Below are 19,870 nucleotides of genomic sequence, written 5' to 3' on the forward strand. Positions count from 1 at the left end.
TCAGGGCCCCCGAAGCGGAGCGTTGTGCCCGATACGTGTGCTGGGTACAGCACCCGCCCAGCAGGCGCGCATTGGCTCGACGAGGCGGATCAGGAACGGCTGTCCGGCGGACGGATCCCGGCGTCGTGCGCCAGGATGGCCGCCTGGACCCGGTTGGTGCAGCCAAGGACGGAGAGGATGCGACTGACGTGGGACTTGGCGGTCCCTTCGCCGATCAGCAGGGCCTTAGCGATCTCCGCGTTCGAGTAACCCTCACGGAGCAGGCACAGCACGTCGCGCTCGCGGTCGGTCAGAGCCGATACCCGGCGCCGCGCCTCGTCGGCCTGACTCACGTCACGGTTGACGTAGCGTTCGATCAGTTGTTTGGTGACCCGGGGCGAGAGGACGGGCTCACCGGCGGCAGCCACCCGGACAGCCCTGATCAGGTCGTCGGGCGGGGTGTCCTTGAGGAGAAACCCCGCCGCGCCACAGCGCAGCGCCCGGGTGACGTAATCCTCCTCGCCGAAGGTGGTCAGCATGACCACGGTCGTCCGCGGTGCCGCCTTTCTGATCTTCGCGGCGGCGGCCAGCCCGTCGACGCCGGGCATACGTATGTCCAGCAGCGCCACGTCGACGAGGTGTTTGCGAGCGAGCTCGACGGCGTCGGCACCCGTGTCCGCCTCGGCCACGATCTCGATGTCATCGGCTACATCGAGCACGAACCGGATCCCGGCACGGATCAACGCCTCGTCGTCGGCCAAGAGCACCCGAATCACCCTGCCACCCCACTCAGTCAGCCGCGACGTCCCCGACGGCCAACGCGCGAGTCGTCCTTGGTCAGGACCCGGCGAGCGCCGCAGGTGTTGGCGCCTCAATTATCAACGGACCGCAGGGTGGCGCGTACCGAACGATGATGTGTGGCATTTCGGGTCGGTCTGGTCCCTGTTTCCTGTCCTGCCCCTCCGGCACCGCACCGAGGCTCATCGGGGGCTCCCCAATGATCCGTCGGCGCGGTGGGGTTCAGTCTGCCGCGCGAAGCCCTGCTGCGGCGCCTGCGAAGCACCAGCAGGGAGCCTGCGGCGATGGCCAGTAGACCACCGAGGGCGCCGTGGGCGACAGTGCCGCTCACCCCGGTGGCGGCGAGGCCGTCGGCCGTGTCGCTCCGGGCTGGCTGGACGTCGGACTCGCCGGTGCCCTCGTCCGTGTCCTGGAACTGCGTTCGTTCCTGGCTTTGGCCGAGGACCAGGTCGTCCGCGTCCGCGTGTACGCGGACATGACCCGGACCGCGACATGGGCGTGCTGTCGGCGGACAAACTCTGCTCCGACGCGCAGTGGCTGGAGGCCGCGCTCGACGCCGACGGCTACCGCGCAGCCCTCGGTGAATTGCTACGCATCATGCCCCCGCCCGATCAGCAGGCCCGGCCCGTCCGCATGACGCAGCTCAAGGCCACCGCGACCCTGCCTCTGTCCGCCGCGCTGGCGCCGCCGCGTGCCGGGGCGGCCCGGGCCGGCCGACCCTGAAAGCCCCGCTTGCGCCACCTCACGTCCACCGAGATTGCCGGACGGATCGAGGACCTGTACGGCGCACCGTTCGCCGAGATTCTCCGGCCAGGGCTTCAAGATCTCGCCCGCCATGGGCGACATCGCCGCCGACCTCGCCCTCCAGGGCCGCACCTCCCAGCCGATCGACTTCATCACCACAAACGGCCGCATCGCGGCCTGAGCGAATGAGGCAAGACATGACCCTGACCATCGGCCCGCTGCGGGCCGAGCCCGGTCAGAAGACCCGCGGCAGCCTGATTCGCCGACCTGGGCACCACGACCGTGGAGGACGATCGCCTGGCTGCACGGGTTCCGCCGCCTGCGCATCCGATGGGAAGGACGCGACGACATCCACGAAGCCTTTCTCGGCCTCGCCACCTGCCTGATCACCCACCGCCACGTCCAACGCCTTTGTTAGGACCTCTAAGCGCCGCTGCGCGGAGAGGGGGGAGCTCACGATGAACGGTCTCACCCGGTACGGGGATGGTGCGCGCCATGCCCCTGCTGCCGTCTGATCCGCCCCGCCTCCGAGCGATCCTGGCCCACCTCGATCGACAGATCGAGGACAGCGAGACGGTCACCCTCTATCTACGGCTTCAGCGAGATGCTGTTCGGGACGCACTTACCCGCGCCGAACGTCAGCCGCAGCAGCAGCCTCAGCGCCGACCGAAGGGGGCCGGGATGTTGCCCAGCTTCTCGCCCCCGTCCACGAAGAGTGGTTACGTCGTCCAGCAGAAGCGCACACCAACCGGGCCTGAGCCCGCTCTGATCCACATGGCCGACTGCACCATGATCGAAGGCACACCTCATGCGATCCGGGCGGATGAAGCGCGCGCTGCCCTCACCGACCCGAACATCACGGCTTGCCAGTTCTGTCGGCCGGACACCGAGCTGGGCATCGACTTTGCATGACGAGCCAGCCGCGTCTGGCCTGCTCGTACGGGACACCGGACGTACATTCGGTTGCATGGACGGGATGCCGCAACGCATCGCCCCGAGCACGGATCGGGCAGTCGCTGCACTTCTCTTGGGGTGCGCCCCGACGGAGGTCGGCTACTGCCCGCGCTGCCAGGGGCTCACCCGTCGCTACGGGCCGAAGGCGCAGGTTCTCTGCCCCGCCTGCCGGGCGGCCGATGCCTCGCCCACCAAGGGTCCTTCCTCCGCCTTATCCCGAGCGGTCATCCCGAGGCTGGGACGGGCCCTGCGCCGAAGGCCGCGACGTCGCCGGGTGCCATGTCCTCGCGCAGTCGGACGAACCGGACCGGGTGCCGCCATGCGCCCCTGTCCTGCGCGGTGTCCACGTCGATCTCCGCCACCAGTTGGGGCTCGACGAGGACGACGTCCAGCGGCGTATGCGACCCCCACGAGGTCGTGAACCGCACGCCTTCCCAGGGATGTCCTTGAACCGCTGCGGTTAGCGGTGCCGCGAGGTGCCGCGCCGGGTCGGGATGCAGCTGGGTGCTGCGGGCGACCAGGCGGAGCGAGCCATCTTGATCGTAGCGGCCGAGCAGGAGGGTCTGTGGTCGGCGCAGTGTGCCGGTGATGGCGCCAATGATCCCCTCAGTTGTGTCACGACGGCACTGGCGAAGTGTCGGTATTCGAGAGTTGCAGTATTCGCCCGCGGGTGAGCTTGTCGTTTAAGGTCGGGCCTTCCAGAGCACCGGCTCCCCGCCGAGCCGGAACGACCGGAGACTGTTCCCACATGGAATAGCAGGGTTTGGGCGGGTGTCGCCGCCGCGCCGCATCACGGTCTGTGGCACGCCTGCGATCCGCGTGCCGTGGAGGTTTGCAACCTCGCCCGATTCGCGAAGGAGACGGTCCGCTGTGGACGCCATCGACGAGAAGATCATTGCCGAGCTGACCCGCAACGGCCGCATCTCGCATTCCGAACTGGCCAGCAAAGTGCTGCTGTCCCGCAACGCGGTGCGCCAGCGCATCGAACGGCTTGAGCGCGAGGGACACATCGCCGGCTACACCATCGTCCGCGCCGGTGGCGACACCGGCGATGTCGTCTCCGCGCTCGTACTCGTCTACCGCCAGGACCGTATGCGCGGCGGCGATGTCCTGGCCGCACTCAAACGCATTCCTGAGGTCGTCATCTGTGAGATCCTCAGCGGCGACTTCGACATCATGGTGCGCCTGGAGGCGGCCTCGCTGGAACGCATACGGGGCATCTGGGAGGACATCGCCCAGATGCCCGGCGTACGGGACACGGTCACGGCGCTCACCCTGTCCAGGGTGGTCAACCGCCCGCGAGCAGAGCAGGGTCCGGTGGCAGCGGGGTGAGCTGCGCGGTGGCGTGTTCCCTGCCGAGCAGTCCGTCCTGGGGCCACGGGGTCCACCGCGTTCGTCCCGTCGAGAGGGCCGCTTTCGCATCCAGGCGGCGGCCGCGTAGCCGATGTGCGGGGTCAGGGGAGTCACCGAGCCCGCTGATGGGGCGGCCTGCAGGTCAGGTGCTTTCTCGTAATCCGTCTTCCATGGTCTGAACGCTCCGGCAGGTCGGCCCCTGCCCAGGGGTTCGCGCTCGGTACGGAAGGCGGTCATTGGACCCGTTCGCTGATGTGGTTGACGCAGACGACCTTGGGCTGGGTCATCTCCTCGAAGGCGAAGCGCACGCCCTCGCGGCCCATGCTGCCGTACTTGAACCCGCCGAACGGCATGGCGTCGAAGCGGTAGTCGGACGAGTCGTTGATCATGACTCCGCCCGCTTCCAGCAGCCGGGCCGCGTTCAGGGCGCGGTCCAGGCGCGAGGTGAAGATGCCCGCGTGGAGGCTGTAGTCGATGGCGTTGGCCTGCTCGATGGCATCCTCGAAGGACATGAACGGCTGCAGCACGACGACCGGGGCGAACACCTCCTCCTGCCAGATCGAGCAGGTCGCCGGGACGTCTTCAAGGACGGCCGGCGCGTACAGGGAGCCGGTGGCGACATTGCCGCACAGCAGCACCGCGCCCTCGGCCACCGCCGTGTCGACCTTGGCCCGGGTGGCGGCCGCGGCCTCCTGGGTGATCATGGGGCCGACGTCGGTGCGCTCGTCGAGGGGGTCGCCGACGCGCAGCAGCTTGGTGCGGGCGACGAACGCGTCGCGGAAGCGCTCGTAGACCTCGCGGGCGATGAGGATCCGCTGGGTGCCGATGCAGTTCTGGCCCGCGGCCCAGAAAGCGCCGGAGACGCAGGAGGCCACGGCCTCGTCCAGGTCGGCGTCGTCCATGACGATGACCGGGGCGTTGCCGCCCAGGTCCATGGCGAGCTTTTTCAGGCCGGCCGTGCGGGAGATGGCCTCGCCGGTGGCGAATCCGCCGGTGAAGGACACCATGCGCACGTCGGGGGCGGCCACGATCGCGGCGGCGATGTCGGCATCGCCGTTGACGACGGTGACGATCTCCTCGGGCAGGCCGGCCTCGATGAGGGTGTCGACCAGTCGCAGCGCGGACAGAGGGGTCAGCGCGGACGGTTTGAGGATGACCGCGTTGCCGCCGGCGATGGCCGGTCCGAGCTTGTGGGCGACCAGGTTGAGGGGGTCGTTGAACGGAGTGATGGCGGCGATGATGCCCAGCGGTTCGCGGGTGAACCAGCCCTGCCGTTTCTCCGAGCCCTCATAGGAGTCGAAGGGGATGACCTCGCCGGCGTTGCGCCGTGCCTCGGCCGCGGACAGGGACAGGGTGTTGACCGCGCGTGCGACTTCCTTGCGGGCCTGGGTGATGGTCTTGCCGGCCTCGCTGACGATCAGCTGGGCGAAGGACTCGGCGCGCCGCTCGATCAGGCGGGCGGCGCGTTCCAGGACCGCTGCCCTGGAGGCGCGGGACAGCGCGGCCGAGGTGCGGCGCCCGAACCTGGCCTGCTGCAGGATGCCGCCGACGGCGCCTGCGTCGACGGTGGGCACCGAGGCGATGACCTCGCCGGTGTAGGGGTTGTGCACGGGCTTCGTGCCGGTGCCCGGTTCGATGCCGGGGGGCGCGACGGTGTCAGACACGGTGGGTCTCCTGGAGAACGGGGCGCGTGGGGGCGGTGTCGTCGTCCGCGTGGCGCTGGTGGATGGCGGTGATGTCCGACAGCAGGGCGTAGGCGGTCTCGACGCGGCCGGCGCCCGGCCCGGAGACGGTGACGGTGCCGAGGAGGTCGGTGGTGAAGGCGACCGCGTTGAGGGGGCCGGAGATCCCGGCGAGCGGGTGCTGGGCGGGCAGGGTGAGCGGGGCGACGCGGGCCTCGACGCTGCCGTCCGCGTGGCGGGTGGCGGAGCCGACCAGCTTCCAGCGCAGCCCCTTCGAGGCGGCGTCCCGCACCTCGTGGGGGGTGATCGCGGAGATGCCCTCGCAGAAGACGTCCTCGCGGCGCAGGTCGGCGCCGAGGACCTCGTTGGCCAGGATCATGACCTTGAGCTGGACGTCGTTGCCCTCGATGTCCGCGGTGGGATCGGCTTCGGCGTACCCGAGTCTCTGGGCTTCGGCGATGGCCGCCGAGAGCTCAATGCCCTCTTCGAGGCGGCCGAGGATGTAGTTCGAGGTGCCGTTCATGATGCCCTGGACGCCTGTGATCTCCAGGCCGGCGAACATGCGCTCGGCGGTGCGCAGGATGGGGGTGCCGCTGAGTACCGAGCCCTCGAACTCGAAGCCGACACCACGCTCGGCGGCCAGCTGCTTCAGTGCGCGGCCGGCGAGTGCGACCGGTCCCTTGTTGGTGGTGCACACGTGCTTGCCAGACTGCAGGGCCCAGCGCACATGGGAGAGGGCGGGCTCGCCGTCGGTGGGGTTGGTGAACGTCGCCTCCACGACGATGTCGGCCGGGACCTCGCGGATCACCCACTCGTTGCGCGGATCCGCGCTGCCGCCGGCCAGGCCCGCGAAGCTCAGCTCCCCGGGCTCGGCGGCCAGCAGCGGCGCCAGTTCGATGCCGTCGGTGTCCACCAGGGAACCGGCCCGCAGGTCGGTGATCGCCACCACCCGCAGGCCGAAGCCCAGCTCCTTGGCCAGGCGCTCCCCGCTCTGGGAAATGAGTTCGGCAAGCGCGCGGTTTACGCCGCCGAATCCGATGAGGGCGAGATCGTATCGGCCCATGAGATCGCTCCTTCACAGTCCGCCGCCTTCACGGTGCGGCTGCTCAGAGCCTCGCTTCTCCGCCTGTCACCTGCTCCATGCCGCAACGGCCACGACGCATGCCGATCTGCGCCGTTGTGATGACGATTCGCTCACCCCGCGTCCGGCGACACGATCGCGGCCCCTATCGGTGCTTCATCTCCATTCGGTTTCCCGCCGTTGATCTCGGAGTTTTCTGTCCGGCAGCCTCTTGACTCCCCTCCGGGACACTGCCAACCTCTGTGCCATATTCCAGCACCTCATTCCACAATGCGGCATGGCTGATGGTCGATAACTCCGAGACGCAACGGTTGCGATGCGGCGTTTCCAAGCCCCCGACCCCGTCCAAGCCTCTCTTGAATCGAACAGCTCCACGTCGGGGGGCCAGTAAGCCCTCAGCGTTACGAAAGGGAAGTCCTGTGTCAGCTGCAAGGAAACGGGTCGCCGTCGTCGGTACCGGCACGGTGGGCAGCCAGGCCGCCTGGCGACTGGCGGCACGGGGCGCCCAGGTCGTGGCGTATGACCGCTTCGCCCCCGGCCACGACCGCAGCGCCGCGGGCGGTGAGACCCGGGTCTTCCGCAGCGTGCAGACCGACGACAGCCGCTATGTGCCGCTCGTCCGGCACGCCGACCTTCTCTGGAAGCAGCTGCAGGCGGAGACCGGCCGGGAGCTGCGGCGGCTGACCGGAGCCCTGGTCATGGGGCCGGCCGACCACCCGGAGATGCGTACCGTCGTCGACGTCATCGCCGAGCACGGCCTCGACCACGAGGTGATCGACGCCGAGGCGATGGCCAGGCGCTTCCCGCAGTTCCGCGTCGACGACGGAGACCTTGTGGTCCTCGACCGTCACGCGGGCTTCGTCCGCCCCGAGCTGACGGTCCAGACCGCGGCCCGTCGCGCCGAGGAACTGGGCGCCCGGATCCGCCGCTACAACCCGGTGCGGGAGGTCACTCCCGTCGCCGGGGGCGGCGTGGAGATCCGCACCGACACCGACACCGAGCGTTTCGACGCCGCGGTCGTCACCCCCGGCCCGTGGGTGGGTGACCTGCTGCCCGACCTGCCGTGGGAGGTGAGCGTCTACCGCGCGATCAGTGCCTGGTTCCTGCCCCACGAGGACCACCCGGCGGACGCGGAGCGTCCCGCCTTCATCCGCCGAGGCGACATCCCCTTTTACGGCATCCCGTCTCCGGACGGCCTGACCGTCAAGCTCGGCCTGCCCCAGCCCCACCACAAGCCCGTGGACGACCCGAACCGGCTGAACCGGACCGTCGCACCGGAGGAACTGGAGACCTTCACGGCGGCGGTGCGGCGCCACCTGCCCGGCCTGAACCCCGATCCGGTACGCGTGTCCGTGTTCATGGAGGGCTACACCGACAGTACCCGGCCGCTGGTCGGACCGCTGCCGGGCTGCGACGACATCGTCCTGCTGGCCGGCTTCTCGGGCCAGGGCTTCAAGATCTCGCCCGCTATGGGAGACATCGCCGCGGACCTCGCCCTGGAGGGCCGCACCTCCCAGCCGATCGACTTCATCACCACAAACGGCCGCACCGCGGCCTGAGCTCGAACAAGGTAAGGCACGGCCCTGACCATCGGCCCGCTGCGGGCCGATCTCGGCCAGAAAAGACCCGCGGGGTTCTGACCACCGACCTCGGCACCACGACAGTGGATGTTCCCTTGACCTTGTCAACGGCTCCCGTCCCGGCCCCGGGGTCATGATCATCGGCAGCGGCCAAGCCCCTGACCGTGCGACGCCCGCCCATGTGCGGCTCGCCTGGACCCTCTACCGGCGATGGATGGCTGGTTGCCGAGCACTGCTGCTACCTCGGCGATGCCGACGGCGATCAGCTGACCCGGGTGGTCACCGAAACGGTCTTCGGCAGCCTGCTGGGCCGGCTGGCCGAGGCGGAACCCGTCCTCGTCCATGAGCAGCGCCCGCGTTTCGCCGCCGATGCGCAAGCGCTGACCACGGCGGTAGACACCGCTCTGCGCACCGCGCCATGCCCGCCGCCGCAGACGCGGCCCAAGGCCTGGGACTTCCCGGCTTCGCACTGACCCCCACCCCGTGGCTCCGCACCGCACTCCGCTTGAGGCCCGGAGCCCCGCTGACACTGGAGGACGACCGAGGTCCGGCCCTGCGACTCATCTGCTGGCGCACCGAGTACGAGCGGAGCGCCTACCGCCTGCCCTGGCCACGGACGAGCGGCTGCGCCGTCGTGATCCGCCCAGATCTGCTGGACATCCTGTCCGAGGGGACATCCGCGCCGATCGTCACCAGAGATGTCGTCATGCGACTGGAAGCGGACTGAAGAAGAGCAGACGGGACACCGATGGCGCCGACGTCGTCCCATGAGTCCGGAAGAGTCCAGCGTCCGGGCAGCCGACCATCTGCTCTGTCCAGTCCCGCTCGCCCCCAATCGCTCGCCCTGCAGCCGCAGCATGACCCGAACCGGCGCCGCCAGAGCAAGATCCGGACCATTTCCGGACCAGCCCCCGACCGAAGGCTGCGCCAACTACCGTTTTGCCAAGTCAGCGCGGTTTCAGCTCCTGTACCGCCAGCAGACGAAGAACCTGCTAGCCACTCTCCGGCGCAGCACCTTTCGGATCGGACGCAAGCGGCGCTACCGAAAGACAGCGGTGGTATCGGAATCTTATGGAATCTCCACAAGACAGCAGTGTGAGCAACGCCATCCCTCCGCAACGCCCGACTCGACCGCCAGCCAGGTCAGCATCGGTCCGGACACCACCGAACCTGCAAACGCCTACGCAAGCGCCGGACCTCGGAAAAGACCCCCTCCCCCGAGCCTGACGAGGCGTCAGCAAAGTCAGCATTAGGTCAGCAAGAGTCCTGCCACAGCCGCCCACAGACAGCCACACCGTGGAATCGCCAACCGCACCGGCCTGAGCCAGCCGGCTGTTTGGACGCCTTCCGGCAAGCAGGTGGAAGACAGTGAGAATTACCCGACCGCCTTCCGCCCTGCGACCACCAACCGTGACGCGTTTCCGCAGGTCAGCGCATCCTTCCCCGTGGCTTCAACGGCACCGGCGGCAGCTCCGGTGCGGGCAGCGGAGCCCCGTCGTACCCCTTCACCTCCCCGAACCGGGAACCTTCCATCCAGTCCTGACGGGCCTGTACGATCTCTTCCTGAGATCGCCCGATCCAGTTCCAGAACATGATCAGCTCCTCCTCGAACGGTTCGCCGCCCAGGAGCATCAGGCCCGCGTCCGACTCCGCCCGGAGCGGGAGTTCGGCGCGGCCGCAGCCGAGGTAGAGCATCGAGCCGGGCAGGACGGGGACGCCGTCCACGTGGACCTCGCCGGACATGGACAGGACCGCGTACTCGAAGTCCGGTTCCAGGGGGAGCCGTACGTCCGCGTCCCGGGTGAGGGCGAGGTCGGCGCCGACGATGGGGGTGTAGGCGGTACCCGGCGACGTGGCGCCGTCGAGGTCGCCGAGGATCAGTGTCGCCGTGAGGCCGGGCGCGGTGACGACCGGCAGGGCGGCGTGGTGTTCGAAGCGCGGCTCGGTGTGGCGGTGGCTGTCGGGGAGGGCGACCCACAGTTGCGCGCCGTGCAGGAAACGGGCGTGCGGGCGCGGGCTCTCCTCGGAGTGGCTGATCGCCCGGCCGGAGGTCATCAGGCCGAGTTCGCGCGGGCGGATCGTCTGGAGGCTGCCGGTGGAGTCGCGGTGCAGCACCTCCCCCTCGTGCAGCCAGCTCACCGTCTGCAGACCCATGTGGGGGTGCGGCGGCACCTGCATGCCGGGCTCGTCGGCGATGTCGTCGGGTCCGTAGTGGTCGACGAAGCACCAGGCGCCGACCATGCGGCGGCCCAGGTTGGGCAGCAGCCTGCGGACCTCGCTGGACTCGCCCAGTCTGACCTGGCGAGGACTGAGAAGTTCACGCACCGGCTCCGCCACGACGAAGCCACGGCCTCCGCACAGGGCGGGAGTCGCCTCGCGCTCAAGATTGCTCATGGCGCACAACCTAGTGGGGCGGACGGCCTCACGTCAGCGCGTCATTCGGGCAGCGCGGTCGCGTCCTCGTCCTCACCCGTGTTCACGATGCGAGGAGGGAGGGCACCGGCCCGCCAAGTAGTGGAATATTGAACCATCCGGTTCGGTTGTCGGCCTCGAAGGAGGTCACCCGTGAACACGACCCACGAGCCGACGTACTACGGTCACGGAACACCGGCGGAGCGCTGGGAGCGCGCGCAGCTGTTCTTCGCCGCCAAGGACTACGCCGCCGCCGCGCGCGTCCTGGGAGGGCTGGTCGAGGAGGTGCCCGAGCAGACCGGGCCGCGGCTGCTGCTGGCGCGCTCCTACTACCACTCGGCGCAGTTGTGGCGCGCGGAGGCGGAGTTGCGGACGATCGTCGAGCGGGACCCCGTCGAGCACTACGCCCGGCTGATGCTGGGCCGCACGCTGCAGCGGCAGGGTCGGCACGAGGAGGCGGAGTCGCACCTGCGGATCGCCTCGGCGCTGGCGGGTGACTTCGAGCCACGCTGACGCGACGCCGGCCGTCGCTCTCACGAACGGTGCCCGGCTCCCCGTGGGGAGCCGGGCACCGGCGCGTCGGCGCGGGTCTGTCACCGGGCGGCTGTGCCGGATCCGTACGACCGTCGCCCCCGCCGGTAGGCGATCTCCCCCAACAGGACGTCGACAGCGAGGAAAGCCGCCAGTGGGATGCCGAACAGGGGTAGGAAGTACCCGAGTACGGCGAGCCCGGCCAGCAGTGGTACCAGGATCTGCGGGGGTACCTGCTGCCAGGCGCCGCGCGGGATCGGCCGGCCGAAGGCGCTGCCGCGGCCGCGCTGCCACCACATGCGGTAGCCCCAGACGATCAGCAGGATCAGGGAGAGCGCGAGCAGCATCAGGGCGATCTGGTTGGCCAGGCCGAACAGGACACCGGTGTGCAGGTCGATGCCCCAGCGGGTGAGCTTCGCGAGCACGGGGTAGTCGGCGAACCGCAGCACGTCGGTCACCTCCCCACTGCCCGGGTCGACGGCGACGGAGTCCTGCTTCTCGGGCCAGCTGCGCTGCACCTGCTTCACGACGTACGCCGACGTCGCGTCGGCCGGCGGCACGATCTCCACCGGGTCGCCGAGGCCCTCGGCCCGCGCCGCCGCCAGGACCTTGTCGAGCCCGACACCGTGCGCGGCGTCGCCCGCCTGCCCTGCGGCGGAGCCATGGCCGGCGTGTTCACCCCCAGCCGACGCCGACACCGACGGGGTGGCCTGGCCCAGCGAGGTCCGCAACTCGTCGATGCTCGCCCCGGCGTAGGCCGACCAGGTCAGGCCGGTCGCCGAGAGGAAGAGAAAGCCGGCCGCCGCCCACGCCCCGACGCCGCCGTGCAGTGCGAGGGTGCGGCGCCGCCCGCTGGTCCCCCGAAGCTTGCGCAGCGCCCGGCGGCGGGAGAACCACAGCACCAGCCCGCCGGCCGAGATCACCCACAGCCAGCTGGCCGCCAGCTCGCTGTACAGCCGGCCCGATTCCCCGAGGTGCAGATCCCGGTGGAACTCGTCGATCCAGGTCCGCAGCGGCAGCGCGCCGGTCGAGCCGTACTGTTCGAGGGAGCCGCGCACCTTCGCGGTGTACGGGTCGACGAAGACAGCGAGCGTGTGGCCCTCGTCGACGCCCGGGACGCCGGACAGCAGCACCCTCGTCGTCGCGCCGGCCTCGGGTGAGGGGCGTACGGCCGAGACGGTGCCCTCGGGGTGGGCCTCGCGCGCGGCGGCCACCTGGTCGCTGATCGGCAGCTTCGTCTCGCCTGCGGGGACGGTCAGTTCGTGCTCGTACACGACCTTCTCGGCCTGGAAGGAGGCGGCGTACAGCAGGCCGGTGACGGCGGCGACGAGGAGGAACGGCGCCACCAGCACTCCTGCGTAGAAGTGCAGGCGGAGGATCAGTGGACGCAGTGGGGCCCAGCCGTTCTTCGACGGTGCCGGGGTGGCGGATTTCGGGACCTCGTCCGTGGGGGTCGAGGGAGCGGTGGTCATCGGCGGGCTTCTCCGGGGGACGTCTTCTTGGCCGTTGCGGTGCAGTAGTCGGTCCGGCCGGGGGTTGAGTTCCCGCGGAGAGGGTGTGATGTGCGTCACGCCTTGGTGGAGGGTGCCGTGTCATCCTGACGCGATGGGAACTCCGAGCGAACGCGCCCCCATGGCCGAGCGGGTCGAGCAACTCCTCGCTCTTGGCGGCCCGTTGCCCATCGTGGCGGCCGGCGATCCGGTGCTGCGGCGCGGCACGGAGCGCTACGACGGGCAGTTGGGGCCCACGCTGCTGGCCCGGTTCGTCGAGGCCCTGCGGGTGACCATGCGCGCGGCGCCCGGGGTGGGCCTGGCGGCGCCACAGGTCGGTGTTCCCCTCAGGATCGCGGTGATCGAGGACCCGGCCCCCGTGCCGGAGGAGGTACGTCTCGCACGCGGGCGGGTGCCGCAGCCGTTCCGGGTGCTGGTCAATCCGGCCTACGAGTCCGTCGGCGACACCCGGGCCGCGTTCTTCGAGGGCTGTCTGAGCGTGCCGGGCTGGCAGGCGGTGGTGGCCCGGCCCGCCGAGGTGCGGCTGACCGGGCAGGACGAGCACGGGCGCGCGGTGGACGAGGTGTTCAGCGGCTGGCCCGCACGGATCGTGCAGCACGAGACCGACCACCTCGACGGCGTCCTGTACCTGGACCGGGCCGAGTCGCGTTCACTGTCGTCCAACCAGGCGGTGACGCGGCGCTGGACCCAGCCGACACCGGAGGAGGCCGCGCGGGCGCTCGGCTTCGAGTTGCCCTGAGGAACGTTCGAAGCGCCTCGAGGCACGAGAAAACCGGAGGCGCGCGGCCCGGCCCTTCCCCTACCGTGCCTTCCATGTCTACGCCCCGAATTTCCTAGCCGAGGACCCGCTTCCACGCCACCCGTGTGTCCTCTTGCTTGTTCGGAGCGTTTTCTCATGATCACTGTTCGTGACGTCGACGTGCGCGTGGGCGCGCGTCTGCTGCTGTCCGGCGTCTCCTTCCACGTCTCCCCCGGCGACCGCATCGGTTTGGTCGGCCGCAACGGCGCCGGAAAGACAACCCTGTTGCACACCCTGGCGGGTACCCTGCGGCCCGCCGCCGGCACCGTGACGGACACCGGTGACGTCGGCCATCTCCCGCAGGACTCCCGCGCGGCCGACCAGTCGGTCACCGTCAGCGACCGGATCCTGTCCGCACGCGGCCTGGACCACGCCGTGCGGGCGCTGCGTCGCGCCGAGGCCGCGATGGCCGACGGGTCGGAACGGTCGATGAACGCCTATGTGCGGGCCGAGGCCGAGTTCCAGGCGTGCGGCGGCTACGCGGCCGAGGCCGAGGCCGCCCGGGTCGCCGCCGGGCTCGGTCTGTCCTCGGGGGTGATGGACCGGCCGCTGAGCGCGCTGTCGGGTGGCCAGCGCCGGCGAGTGGAGCTGGCCCGCATCCTGTTCGTCGGGCACGGCACGCTGCTGCTGGACGAGCCGACGAACCACCTGGACTCGGCCGCGGTCGCCTGGCTGCGCGGGTTCCTCACGGCCCATCAGGGCGGGCTGGTGATGATCAGTCACGACACTTCCCTCCTGGCCGGCACGGTGAACCGCGTCTTCCGCCTGGACCCGGGGCGTGCCGCGCTCGACATCCACAACACCGGCTGGGACGCCTACCTGGCCCAGCGGGACGCCGACGAGCGGCGACGGGCTCGCGAGCGGGCGAACGCCGAGCGCAAGGCAGCGGCGTTGCGCGCCCAGGCCGACAAGATGCGGGCCCGGGTGGCGACCGCGGTGGCCGCGCGGAACATGGCGCGCCGCGCCGACCGTATGCTCGCGGACCTCGAACCGGTCCGGCGCGCCGAGAGGACGGCCAGGATCCGGCTGCCCGAGCCGGCGCCCTGCGGCCGGATCCCGCTCGGCGCCGTGAGCCTGACCAAGTCGTACGGCGAGCGGCACGTCCTGCGCGGCGTCGACCTCGCCGTCGACCGCGGCAGTCGCCTGGTGGTACTCGGGCCCAACGGTGCCGGTAAGACCACCCTTTTGCGCGTTCTCGCCGGGCAGGAGACGCCGGAGAGCGGCCGGGTGGTCCACGGGCACGGGCTGCGCCTCGGCTACTTCGCGCAGGAACACGACACCCTGGATCCGGAGTCGACGGTCCGCGAACACCTGTCAGGTGTCGCCCCGCAGCTCACCGACGGCGAAGTCCGCCAGGTCCTCGGCTCGTTCCTGTTCTCCGGCGACGACACGGCCAAGCGGGTCGGCGTCCTCTCCGGAGGCGAGAAGACCCGGCTCGCCCTGGCGGGCCTGGTCCACTCGGGCGCGAACGTCCTGCTTCTCGACGAGCCCACCAACAACCTGGACCCGGCCTCCCGGGCGGAGGTCCTGGCCGCGGTGGGCACGTACCCGGGCGCGATCGTCATGGTCACGCACGACGAGGGAGCCGTCGACGCACTGCGTCCGGACCGGGTGCTGCTTCTGCCGGAGGCGGAGGAGGATCTGTGGAGCGACGACTACCGGGAGCTGGTGGTGCCGGCGCACGCGCGACCCTGACGGGGCTCAGCTGTCCCGGTACGCCTCCAGCAGTCGCAGCCACACCTCGCTGATCGTCGGGTAGGAGGGGACGGCGTGCCACAGGCGGCTGACCGGGACCTGGCCGGCGACGGCGATCGTGGCGGAGTGGATGAGTTCGCCGACACCGGGGCCGACGAGCGTCACACCGCGCAGGATCTCGTCCTCGACGTCGACGACCATCCGGGCACGGCCCTTGTAGCCGTCGGCGTACAGGCCCGCCCCGGAGACGGTGGACAGGTCGACGTCGACGGCGCGTACCCGGTGCCCTGCCTGTTCCGCTTCGGCCAGGGACAGGCCCACGGCGGCCGCCTCCGGGTCGGTGAAGACGACCTGGGGGACGGCGGCCTGGTCGGCGGTCGCGGCGTGGGCGCCCCACGGCTGTGCGAGGAGGGTCTCGCCGGTGGCCCGCGCGGCGATGGCGGCACCCGCGATCCGGGCCTGGTATTTGCCCTGGTGGGTGAGGAGGGCGCGGTGGTTGACGTCGCCGACCGCGTACAGCCAGTCGTGGCCGGTGACGCGGAGGCTGTCGTCGACCGGCAGCCAGGAACCGGGCTCCAGACCGATGGTCTCCAGGCCGATGTCGTCGGTGCGCGGGGCGCGACCGGTGGCGAAGAGGATCTCGTCGGCCTCGACGCGGTCGCCCTTGTCGGTGACCGCCACGACCGTGCCGTTCTCGCGGTTCACCGACTCCACCGAGGTGCCGGTGCGGACGTCCGTGCCCGCCTCGGTGAGCGACTCGGCGACCAGTTCCCCGGCGAAGGGCTCCATCCGGGCGAGCAGGCCCTTCCCGCGGACCAGCAGGGTGACCCGCGCGCCGAGGGCCTGCCAGACGGTGGCCATCTCGGTGGCGACGACGCCACCGCCGACCACGATGAGCCGGCCGGGCACGCTCGCCGAGCTGGTGGCCTCCCGGCTGGTCCACGGCTTGACGTCGTCCAGCCCGGGCAGCGGGGGCAGGGCGGCGCGGCTGCCGGTACAGACGGCCACGGCGTGCCGGGCGGTCAGGGCCTGTTCGACGCCGTCCGGGCCGGTGACCGTCACCGCGCGGGGGCCGGTGAGCCGCCCGTGGCCGCGGTACAGGTCGGCGCCGATGGAGTCGAGCCATCCGACCTGTCCGTCGTCCTTCCAGTGGGAGGTGTAGTAGTCGCGGTGGGCGAGGACCGCGGACGCGTCGAGGGGGCCCTGCACCGACTGGCTCAGGCCCGGCACGCGGCGGGCGTCCGCCCGGGCGATGACCGGCCGCAGCAGGGCTTTGCTGGGCATGCACGCCCAGTACGAGCACTCGCCGCCGACCAGCTCGCTCTCCACGACCGCGGTGGTCAGGCCGGCGGCGCGGGCCCGGTCGGCGACGTTCTCCCCCACGGGCCCGGCCCCGAGCACCACGACGTCGTACGTGTTGGTTTCCGTTTCCGTCATGGGGTCAGTCTGGTGGGTGGTGTGCGCCCTGGCCACACGGGTAGGGGCGCGGAATACCTACCAGGTCGGCCGTGTTGTGCCGACGGCTTCACCCACACCAGGAAGAGGGACTTACGCCATGAGCAGCACCGTGGAGCTCACCAAGGAGAACTTCGACGAGACGGTCACGGACAACGAGTTCGTCCTGATCGACTTCTGGGCCGACTGGTGCGGGCCGTGCAAGCAGTTCGCACCGGTCTACGAGAAGGCGGCGGAGGAGAACCCGGACCTGGTGTTCGGCAAGGTGGACACCGAGGCGCAGCCGGAGCTGGCCGCGGCCTTCGGTATCCAGTCGATCCCGACGCTGATGATCGTGCGTGACCAGGTTGCCGTGTTCGCCCAGCCGGGCGCGCTGCCCGAGGCCGCTCTGAAGGACGTCATCGGGCAGGCCCGGGACCTCGACATGAACGAGGTCCGCCAGGCGATCGCCGAGCAGCAGGCCCAGCAGCCGCAGCAGAGCGAGTGACGAGGGCCCCTTTTTTGTGCGGGCCCCCCCACGTCGTCCTGGAAGGGATGTCGTCCTAGAAGGGATACGGAGCCACGTCTCCGCGTACCGTCGTCCAGCGCAGCTCGGTGAAGGCCTCGAGGTTGGCCTCACCGCCGAAGCGGGCGCCGGTGCCGGAGGCGGCCATCCCGCCGAAGGGTGCGACGGCCTCGTCGTTCACCGTCTGGTCGTTGATGTGGACGATGCCGGTGGGAATGCGCTCGGCGAGGTCCAGGCCGCGGGCCGGGTCCCGGGTGACGATGCCCAGGGACAGGCCGTAGGGGCTCTGCGCGGCCAGGGCCGCCGCCTCGTCGGCGGTGGTGAAGGAGCGTACGGGTGCCACGGGGCCGAAGACCTCCTCCGCGTACGCCGGGGTGTGGTCGCCGACGTCGGCGAGGACCGTCGGACGGTAGAAGAGCCGGTCGGACGTGCCGCCGGCAACGAGCTTGGCCCCTGAGGCCACGCTGGACTCGACGAGGCCGCCGATCTTGGCGAGCTGGCCGGAGTCGATGATGGGGCCCAGGTGGACCCGGTCGCGGTACGGGTCGCCGACGGCGAGCGAGTCGGCCTTGGCCGCCAGCCGCTCGACGTACTCGTCGTACAGGGACGCGTGCACCAGGTGGCGTCCGGTGGTCATGCAGATCTGGCCCTGGTGGAAGAACGAGCCCCAGGCGGCGGTGGAGATCACCGCGTCGAGGTCGGCGTCCTCCAGCACGATCATGGCCGAGTTGCCGCCCAGTTCCAGGTGGGCCCGCTTGAGGTGGCGGCCGGCCGCCTCGCCCACGGCCCGTCCGGCGGCGGTGGAGCCGGTGAAGGAGATGACCGGCACGCGCGGGTCGGCGACCAGGGCCTGTCCGGCGTCCGGGCCGCCGGGGAGCACGTGCAGCAGGTCCTGCGGCAGGCCCGCGGCGGCGAAGACCGCGGCGAGGGACAGCCCGCCGCAGACGGCGGTGCGCGGGTCGGGCTTGAGGAGGACCGCGTTGCCCAGCGCCAGGGCGGGGGCGACGGAGCGTATGGACAGGATCAGCGGGGCGTTGAACGGGGAGATCACGCCCACCACTCCGGCCGGTACGCGGCGCGTGTAGGACAGGCGCGGTGCCTCGCTGGGCAGGACCTGGCCGGCCGGGCGGGAGGCGAGCGCGGCGGCCTCGTAGCACTCCTGGGCGGCGACGTGCAGTTCGAAGTCCGCCTTGCCGGGGACGGAGCCGGACTCGCGGACGAGCCACTCGCGCAGTTCGTCGGCGTGCGCCGTGAACAGGTCGCCGGCCTTGCGCAGTACGGCGGCGCGGGCGAAGTGCGGGGCTCGCGCCCATTCCCGCTGGGCGGTGGCGGCACTGCCGGCGGCCGCTCCGACGTCCTCCGGGGTGGCGAGGGTGAGGGGGCCGAGGGCTTGGCCGGTGGCGGGCTCGGTGACGGTGTACCCGGGCCCCGTCAGGGTGCGGGGCTGCCAGGTATGGGTGTCGAGCAGCGGCATGACGGCTCTCCGATCGATCGGTCACCGGCTGACGGGCGAACTCCCGTGCGTGCGCGGCCGGTTCGGCGGTCACATGGCGGGACGCGCCGACCGGGCGCAGCCTTGTGCGCTGCGGCCCGCCCACTACGCGCCCCTCAACTTGTTGAGCATGCAACATCTTGCCATGCCGACGAACTCGACCGGGCCGCTCGCACCTCACCGGCCGTGCACTTCCCGTCATCCGTGCAGGAGTTGTGCCACGGGGTTCAACTCGAGTCGCGGTGCAGCACCGTGGCACCCAGCACCTTGTGGGCCTCGGGCTCGCTCCCGGGCCTGCGCACCGCACGGTCGACCAGTTCGGCGAGCTCCCGGCCGGAGGGCAGTTCCAGACGGACCGTGCTGAGCCGCGGTCGCAGCAGCCGGCCGAGCATCAAATCGTCGGCGCCGATCACGGCCGTCTCCTCGGGGACCCGGATGCCCTCGTCCTGCAGGGCCCGCATCAGCAGCATCGCGTACTCGTCGTTGTAGGTGAACACGGCGTCCAGGCCGAGGGTCCGCCAGCGCGCGGCGAGGCGTGCGGCGGCCTCCTCGTCGTACGCGAGGGGCAGTTCGGTCACCGTGGCGTCGGTGCCCCGCACGGACTGGCGGACACCGTCGAGCCGGGGCGCCGAGAACGCCTCCAGGCCCGGCTCCTGGGGGACGACCACGCCGATCCGGCGTCTGCCGCGGTCATAGAGGTGGGCGCCCGCGCTGTGGCCGACGACATCGTGGTCCATGAGCAGGGCGTGCGCGCCCTCGATGGTCTCCGGGCCGAGGGTGACGACGGCCCGTGCCCCCGAGCGTTTGAGCACCGCGACCCCGCGCGGGCCGAGCCCGGACCCGGGCACGAGGACGGCCACGGGCCGCAGCTCGGCCCAGCCACGGGCGGCTTCGTCGCCGTGCGGGCCGCCGGTGCCGTGCTGCACCACCGTGTAGTCCAGGGCGGCGAGGGAGCTCTGGAGGTCGGCCAGGAAGCGGCTGTAGAGGGGGCCGACGGGGAAGGTCGGCGCGGGGATCAGAACCATACGGCTGTGCCCGGCGCGCAGGCTGCGGGCCGCCGCGTGCGGCACGTACCCGAGTTCCTTCGCGGCGTCGTGGACGCGGCGGCGGGTGGGTTCGCTGATCCGTACGGCACTGGTGTTGTTGAGGACGTAGGAGACGGTCGCGCGCGAGACGCCGGCCAGGCGGGCCACATCGGCGCTCGTGGGCACGGAGCGCATCGGTGCGGGGGACGGGGGCGTGGGCGGTTTCGGTATCTGCACCATGACGTACGGCATCTTGGCAGAAGCCCCAATGAGC

At 70.9% G+C, this 19,870-nt stretch carries 18 protein-coding genes and 2 pseudogenes; 11 read left to right on the top strand and 9 right to left on the bottom strand.

Annotated features, from left to right (window positions below):
• Positions 1-89: 89 nt before the first annotated feature.
• Positions 90-755: a response regulator gene (locus tag IE97_RS0134565; protein WP_030249922.1), complete on the bottom strand. Its 666-nt coding sequence runs from the start codon at positions 753-755 to the stop codon at positions 90-92.
• A gap of 332 nt (positions 756-1,087) precedes the next feature.
• Here IE97_RS0134565 and IE97_RS38915 point away from each other — a divergent pair.
• The 3 genes and pseudogenes from IE97_RS38915 (at position 1,088) to IE97_RS0134580 (ending at position 2,433) form a co-directional block, all read left to right on the top strand.
• Positions 1,088-1,500: pseudogene (locus IE97_RS38915) on the top strand (hypothetical protein).
• A gap of 307 nt (positions 1,501-1,807) precedes the next feature.
• A pseudogene (locus IE97_RS41070) lies at positions 1,808-1,939 on the top strand (IS5/IS1182 family transposase); the annotation flags it as partial.
• 77 nt (positions 1,940-2,016) lie between these two features.
• Entirely contained in the window at positions 2,017-2,433 is a 417-nt protein-coding gene (locus tag IE97_RS0134580) for a DUF6233 domain-containing protein (protein WP_030249926.1), read from the top strand.
• A gap of 266 nt (positions 2,434-2,699) precedes the next feature.
• On the opposite strand, the gene IE97_RS0134595 is transcribed toward IE97_RS0134580, so the two are convergent.
• On the bottom strand, positions 2,700-3,119 hold the full coding sequence (locus IE97_RS0134595) for a hypothetical protein (protein ID WP_078603494.1): 420 nt from the start codon (positions 3,117-3,119) through the stop codon (positions 2,700-2,702).
• Between the two features lie 226 nt (positions 3,120-3,345).
• Between IE97_RS0134595 and IE97_RS0134600 the strand changes: the two genes are divergently transcribed.
• Positions 3,346-3,807: an Lrp/AsnC family transcriptional regulator gene (locus IE97_RS0134600; protein WP_030249930.1), complete on the top strand. Its 462-nt coding sequence runs from the start codon at positions 3,346-3,348 to the stop codon at positions 3,805-3,807.
• A 254-nt stretch (positions 3,808-4,061) separates the two neighbouring features.
• Here IE97_RS0134600 and IE97_RS0134605 read toward each other — a convergent pair whose 3' ends face one another.
• Positions 4,062-5,492 carry an aldehyde dehydrogenase family protein gene (locus IE97_RS0134605; RefSeq protein ID WP_078603495.1) on the bottom strand — a complete coding sequence of 477 codons (1,431 nt, stop codon included), beginning with the start codon at positions 5,490-5,492 and terminating at the stop codon, positions 4,062-4,064.
• Positions 5,485-6,573 carry a homoserine dehydrogenase gene (locus IE97_RS0134610; protein ID WP_030249941.1) on the bottom strand — a complete coding sequence of 363 codons (1,089 nt, stop codon included), beginning with the start codon at positions 6,571-6,573 and terminating at the stop codon, positions 5,485-5,487. Before IE97_RS0134610 ends, IE97_RS0134605 begins: the two co-directional genes overlap by 8 nt.
• Before the next feature lie 437 nt (positions 6,574-7,010).
• Between IE97_RS0134610 and solA the strand changes: the two genes are divergently transcribed.
• The 3 genes from solA to IE97_RS0134625 all read left to right on the top strand — a co-directional run bounded on the left by solA (position 7,011) and on the right by IE97_RS0134625 (position 8,898).
• Positions 7,011-8,150 (top strand): N-methyl-L-tryptophan oxidase, encoded by a 1,140-nt coding sequence (gene solA, locus IE97_RS0134615; protein WP_030249943.1) that lies wholly within the window; start codon positions 7,011-7,013, stop codon positions 8,148-8,150.
• Between the two features lie 200 nt (positions 8,151-8,350).
• On the top strand, positions 8,351-8,644 hold the full coding sequence (locus tag IE97_RS0134620; protein WP_158708382.1) for a hypothetical protein: 294 nt from the start codon (positions 8,351-8,353) through the stop codon (positions 8,642-8,644).
• A gap of 32 nt (positions 8,645-8,676) precedes the next feature.
• Positions 8,677-8,898 (top strand): hypothetical protein, encoded by a 222-nt coding sequence (locus tag IE97_RS0134625; protein ID WP_030249950.1) that lies wholly within the window; start codon positions 8,677-8,679, stop codon positions 8,896-8,898.
• Between the two features lie 701 nt (positions 8,899-9,599).
• On the opposite strand, the gene IE97_RS0134630 is transcribed toward IE97_RS0134625, so the two are convergent.
• Positions 9,600-10,565 (bottom strand): pirin family protein, encoded by a 966-nt coding sequence (locus IE97_RS0134630; RefSeq protein WP_030249953.1) that lies wholly within the window; start codon positions 10,563-10,565, stop codon positions 9,600-9,602.
• A gap of 171 nt (positions 10,566-10,736) precedes the next feature.
• On the opposite strand from IE97_RS0134630, the gene IE97_RS0134635 reads away from it, so the two are divergent.
• Positions 10,737-11,096 (top strand): tetratricopeptide repeat protein, encoded by a 360-nt coding sequence (locus tag IE97_RS0134635; RefSeq protein ID WP_030249955.1) that lies wholly within the window; start codon positions 10,737-10,739, stop codon positions 11,094-11,096.
• Positions 11,097-11,176: 80 nt separating this feature from the next.
• On the opposite strand, the gene IE97_RS0134640 is transcribed toward IE97_RS0134635, so the two are convergent.
• Positions 11,177-12,586: a PepSY-associated TM helix domain-containing protein gene (locus IE97_RS0134640; protein ID WP_030249958.1), complete on the bottom strand. Its 1,410-nt coding sequence runs from the start codon at positions 12,584-12,586 to the stop codon at positions 11,177-11,179.
• A 133-nt stretch (positions 12,587-12,719) separates the two neighbouring features.
• On the opposite strand from IE97_RS0134640, the gene IE97_RS0134645 reads away from it, so the two are divergent.
• Complete coding sequence (locus tag IE97_RS0134645; RefSeq protein ID WP_030249961.1) at positions 12,720-13,364, top strand: peptide deformylase; 645 nt, start codon at positions 12,720-12,722, stop codon at positions 13,362-13,364.
• A gap of 156 nt (positions 13,365-13,520) precedes the next feature.
• Positions 13,521-15,119, top strand: coding sequence for an ABC-F family ATP-binding cassette domain-containing protein (locus tag IE97_RS0134650; RefSeq protein ID WP_030249965.1), 1,599 nt, complete (start codon positions 13,521-13,523; stop codon positions 15,117-15,119).
• A gap of 6 nt (positions 15,120-15,125) precedes the next feature.
• Here the strand turns inward: IE97_RS0134650 and IE97_RS0134655 are convergent, their stop codons facing one another.
• Positions 15,126-16,556, bottom strand: a complete 1,431-nt coding sequence (locus IE97_RS0134655) for a dihydrolipoyl dehydrogenase family protein (RefSeq protein WP_030249968.1) — start codon at positions 16,554-16,556, stop codon at positions 15,126-15,128.
• A 118-nt stretch (positions 16,557-16,674) separates the two neighbouring features.
• On the opposite strand from IE97_RS0134655, the gene trxA reads away from it, so the two are divergent.
• On the top strand, positions 16,675-17,061 hold the full coding sequence (gene trxA / locus IE97_RS0134660; protein WP_030249972.1) for a thioredoxin: 387 nt from the start codon (positions 16,675-16,677) through the stop codon (positions 17,059-17,061).
• Positions 17,062-17,116: 55 nt separating this feature from the next.
• Here the strand turns inward: trxA and IE97_RS0134665 are convergent, their stop codons facing one another.
• Entirely contained in the window at positions 17,117-18,553 is a 1,437-nt protein-coding gene (locus IE97_RS0134665) for a benzaldehyde dehydrogenase (protein ID WP_030249975.1), read from the bottom strand.
• Between the two features lie 245 nt (positions 18,554-18,798).
• Positions 18,799-19,836, bottom strand: a complete 1,038-nt coding sequence (locus tag IE97_RS0134670) for a LacI family DNA-binding transcriptional regulator (RefSeq protein WP_078603497.1) — start codon at positions 19,834-19,836, stop codon at positions 18,799-18,801.
• Between the last annotated feature and the right edge of the window lie 34 nt (positions 19,837-19,870).

The organism is Streptomyces sp. NRRL S-455 (genome assembly GCF_000717875.1).
GTDB lineage: Bacteria > Actinomycetota > Actinomycetes > Streptomycetales > Streptomycetaceae > Streptomyces.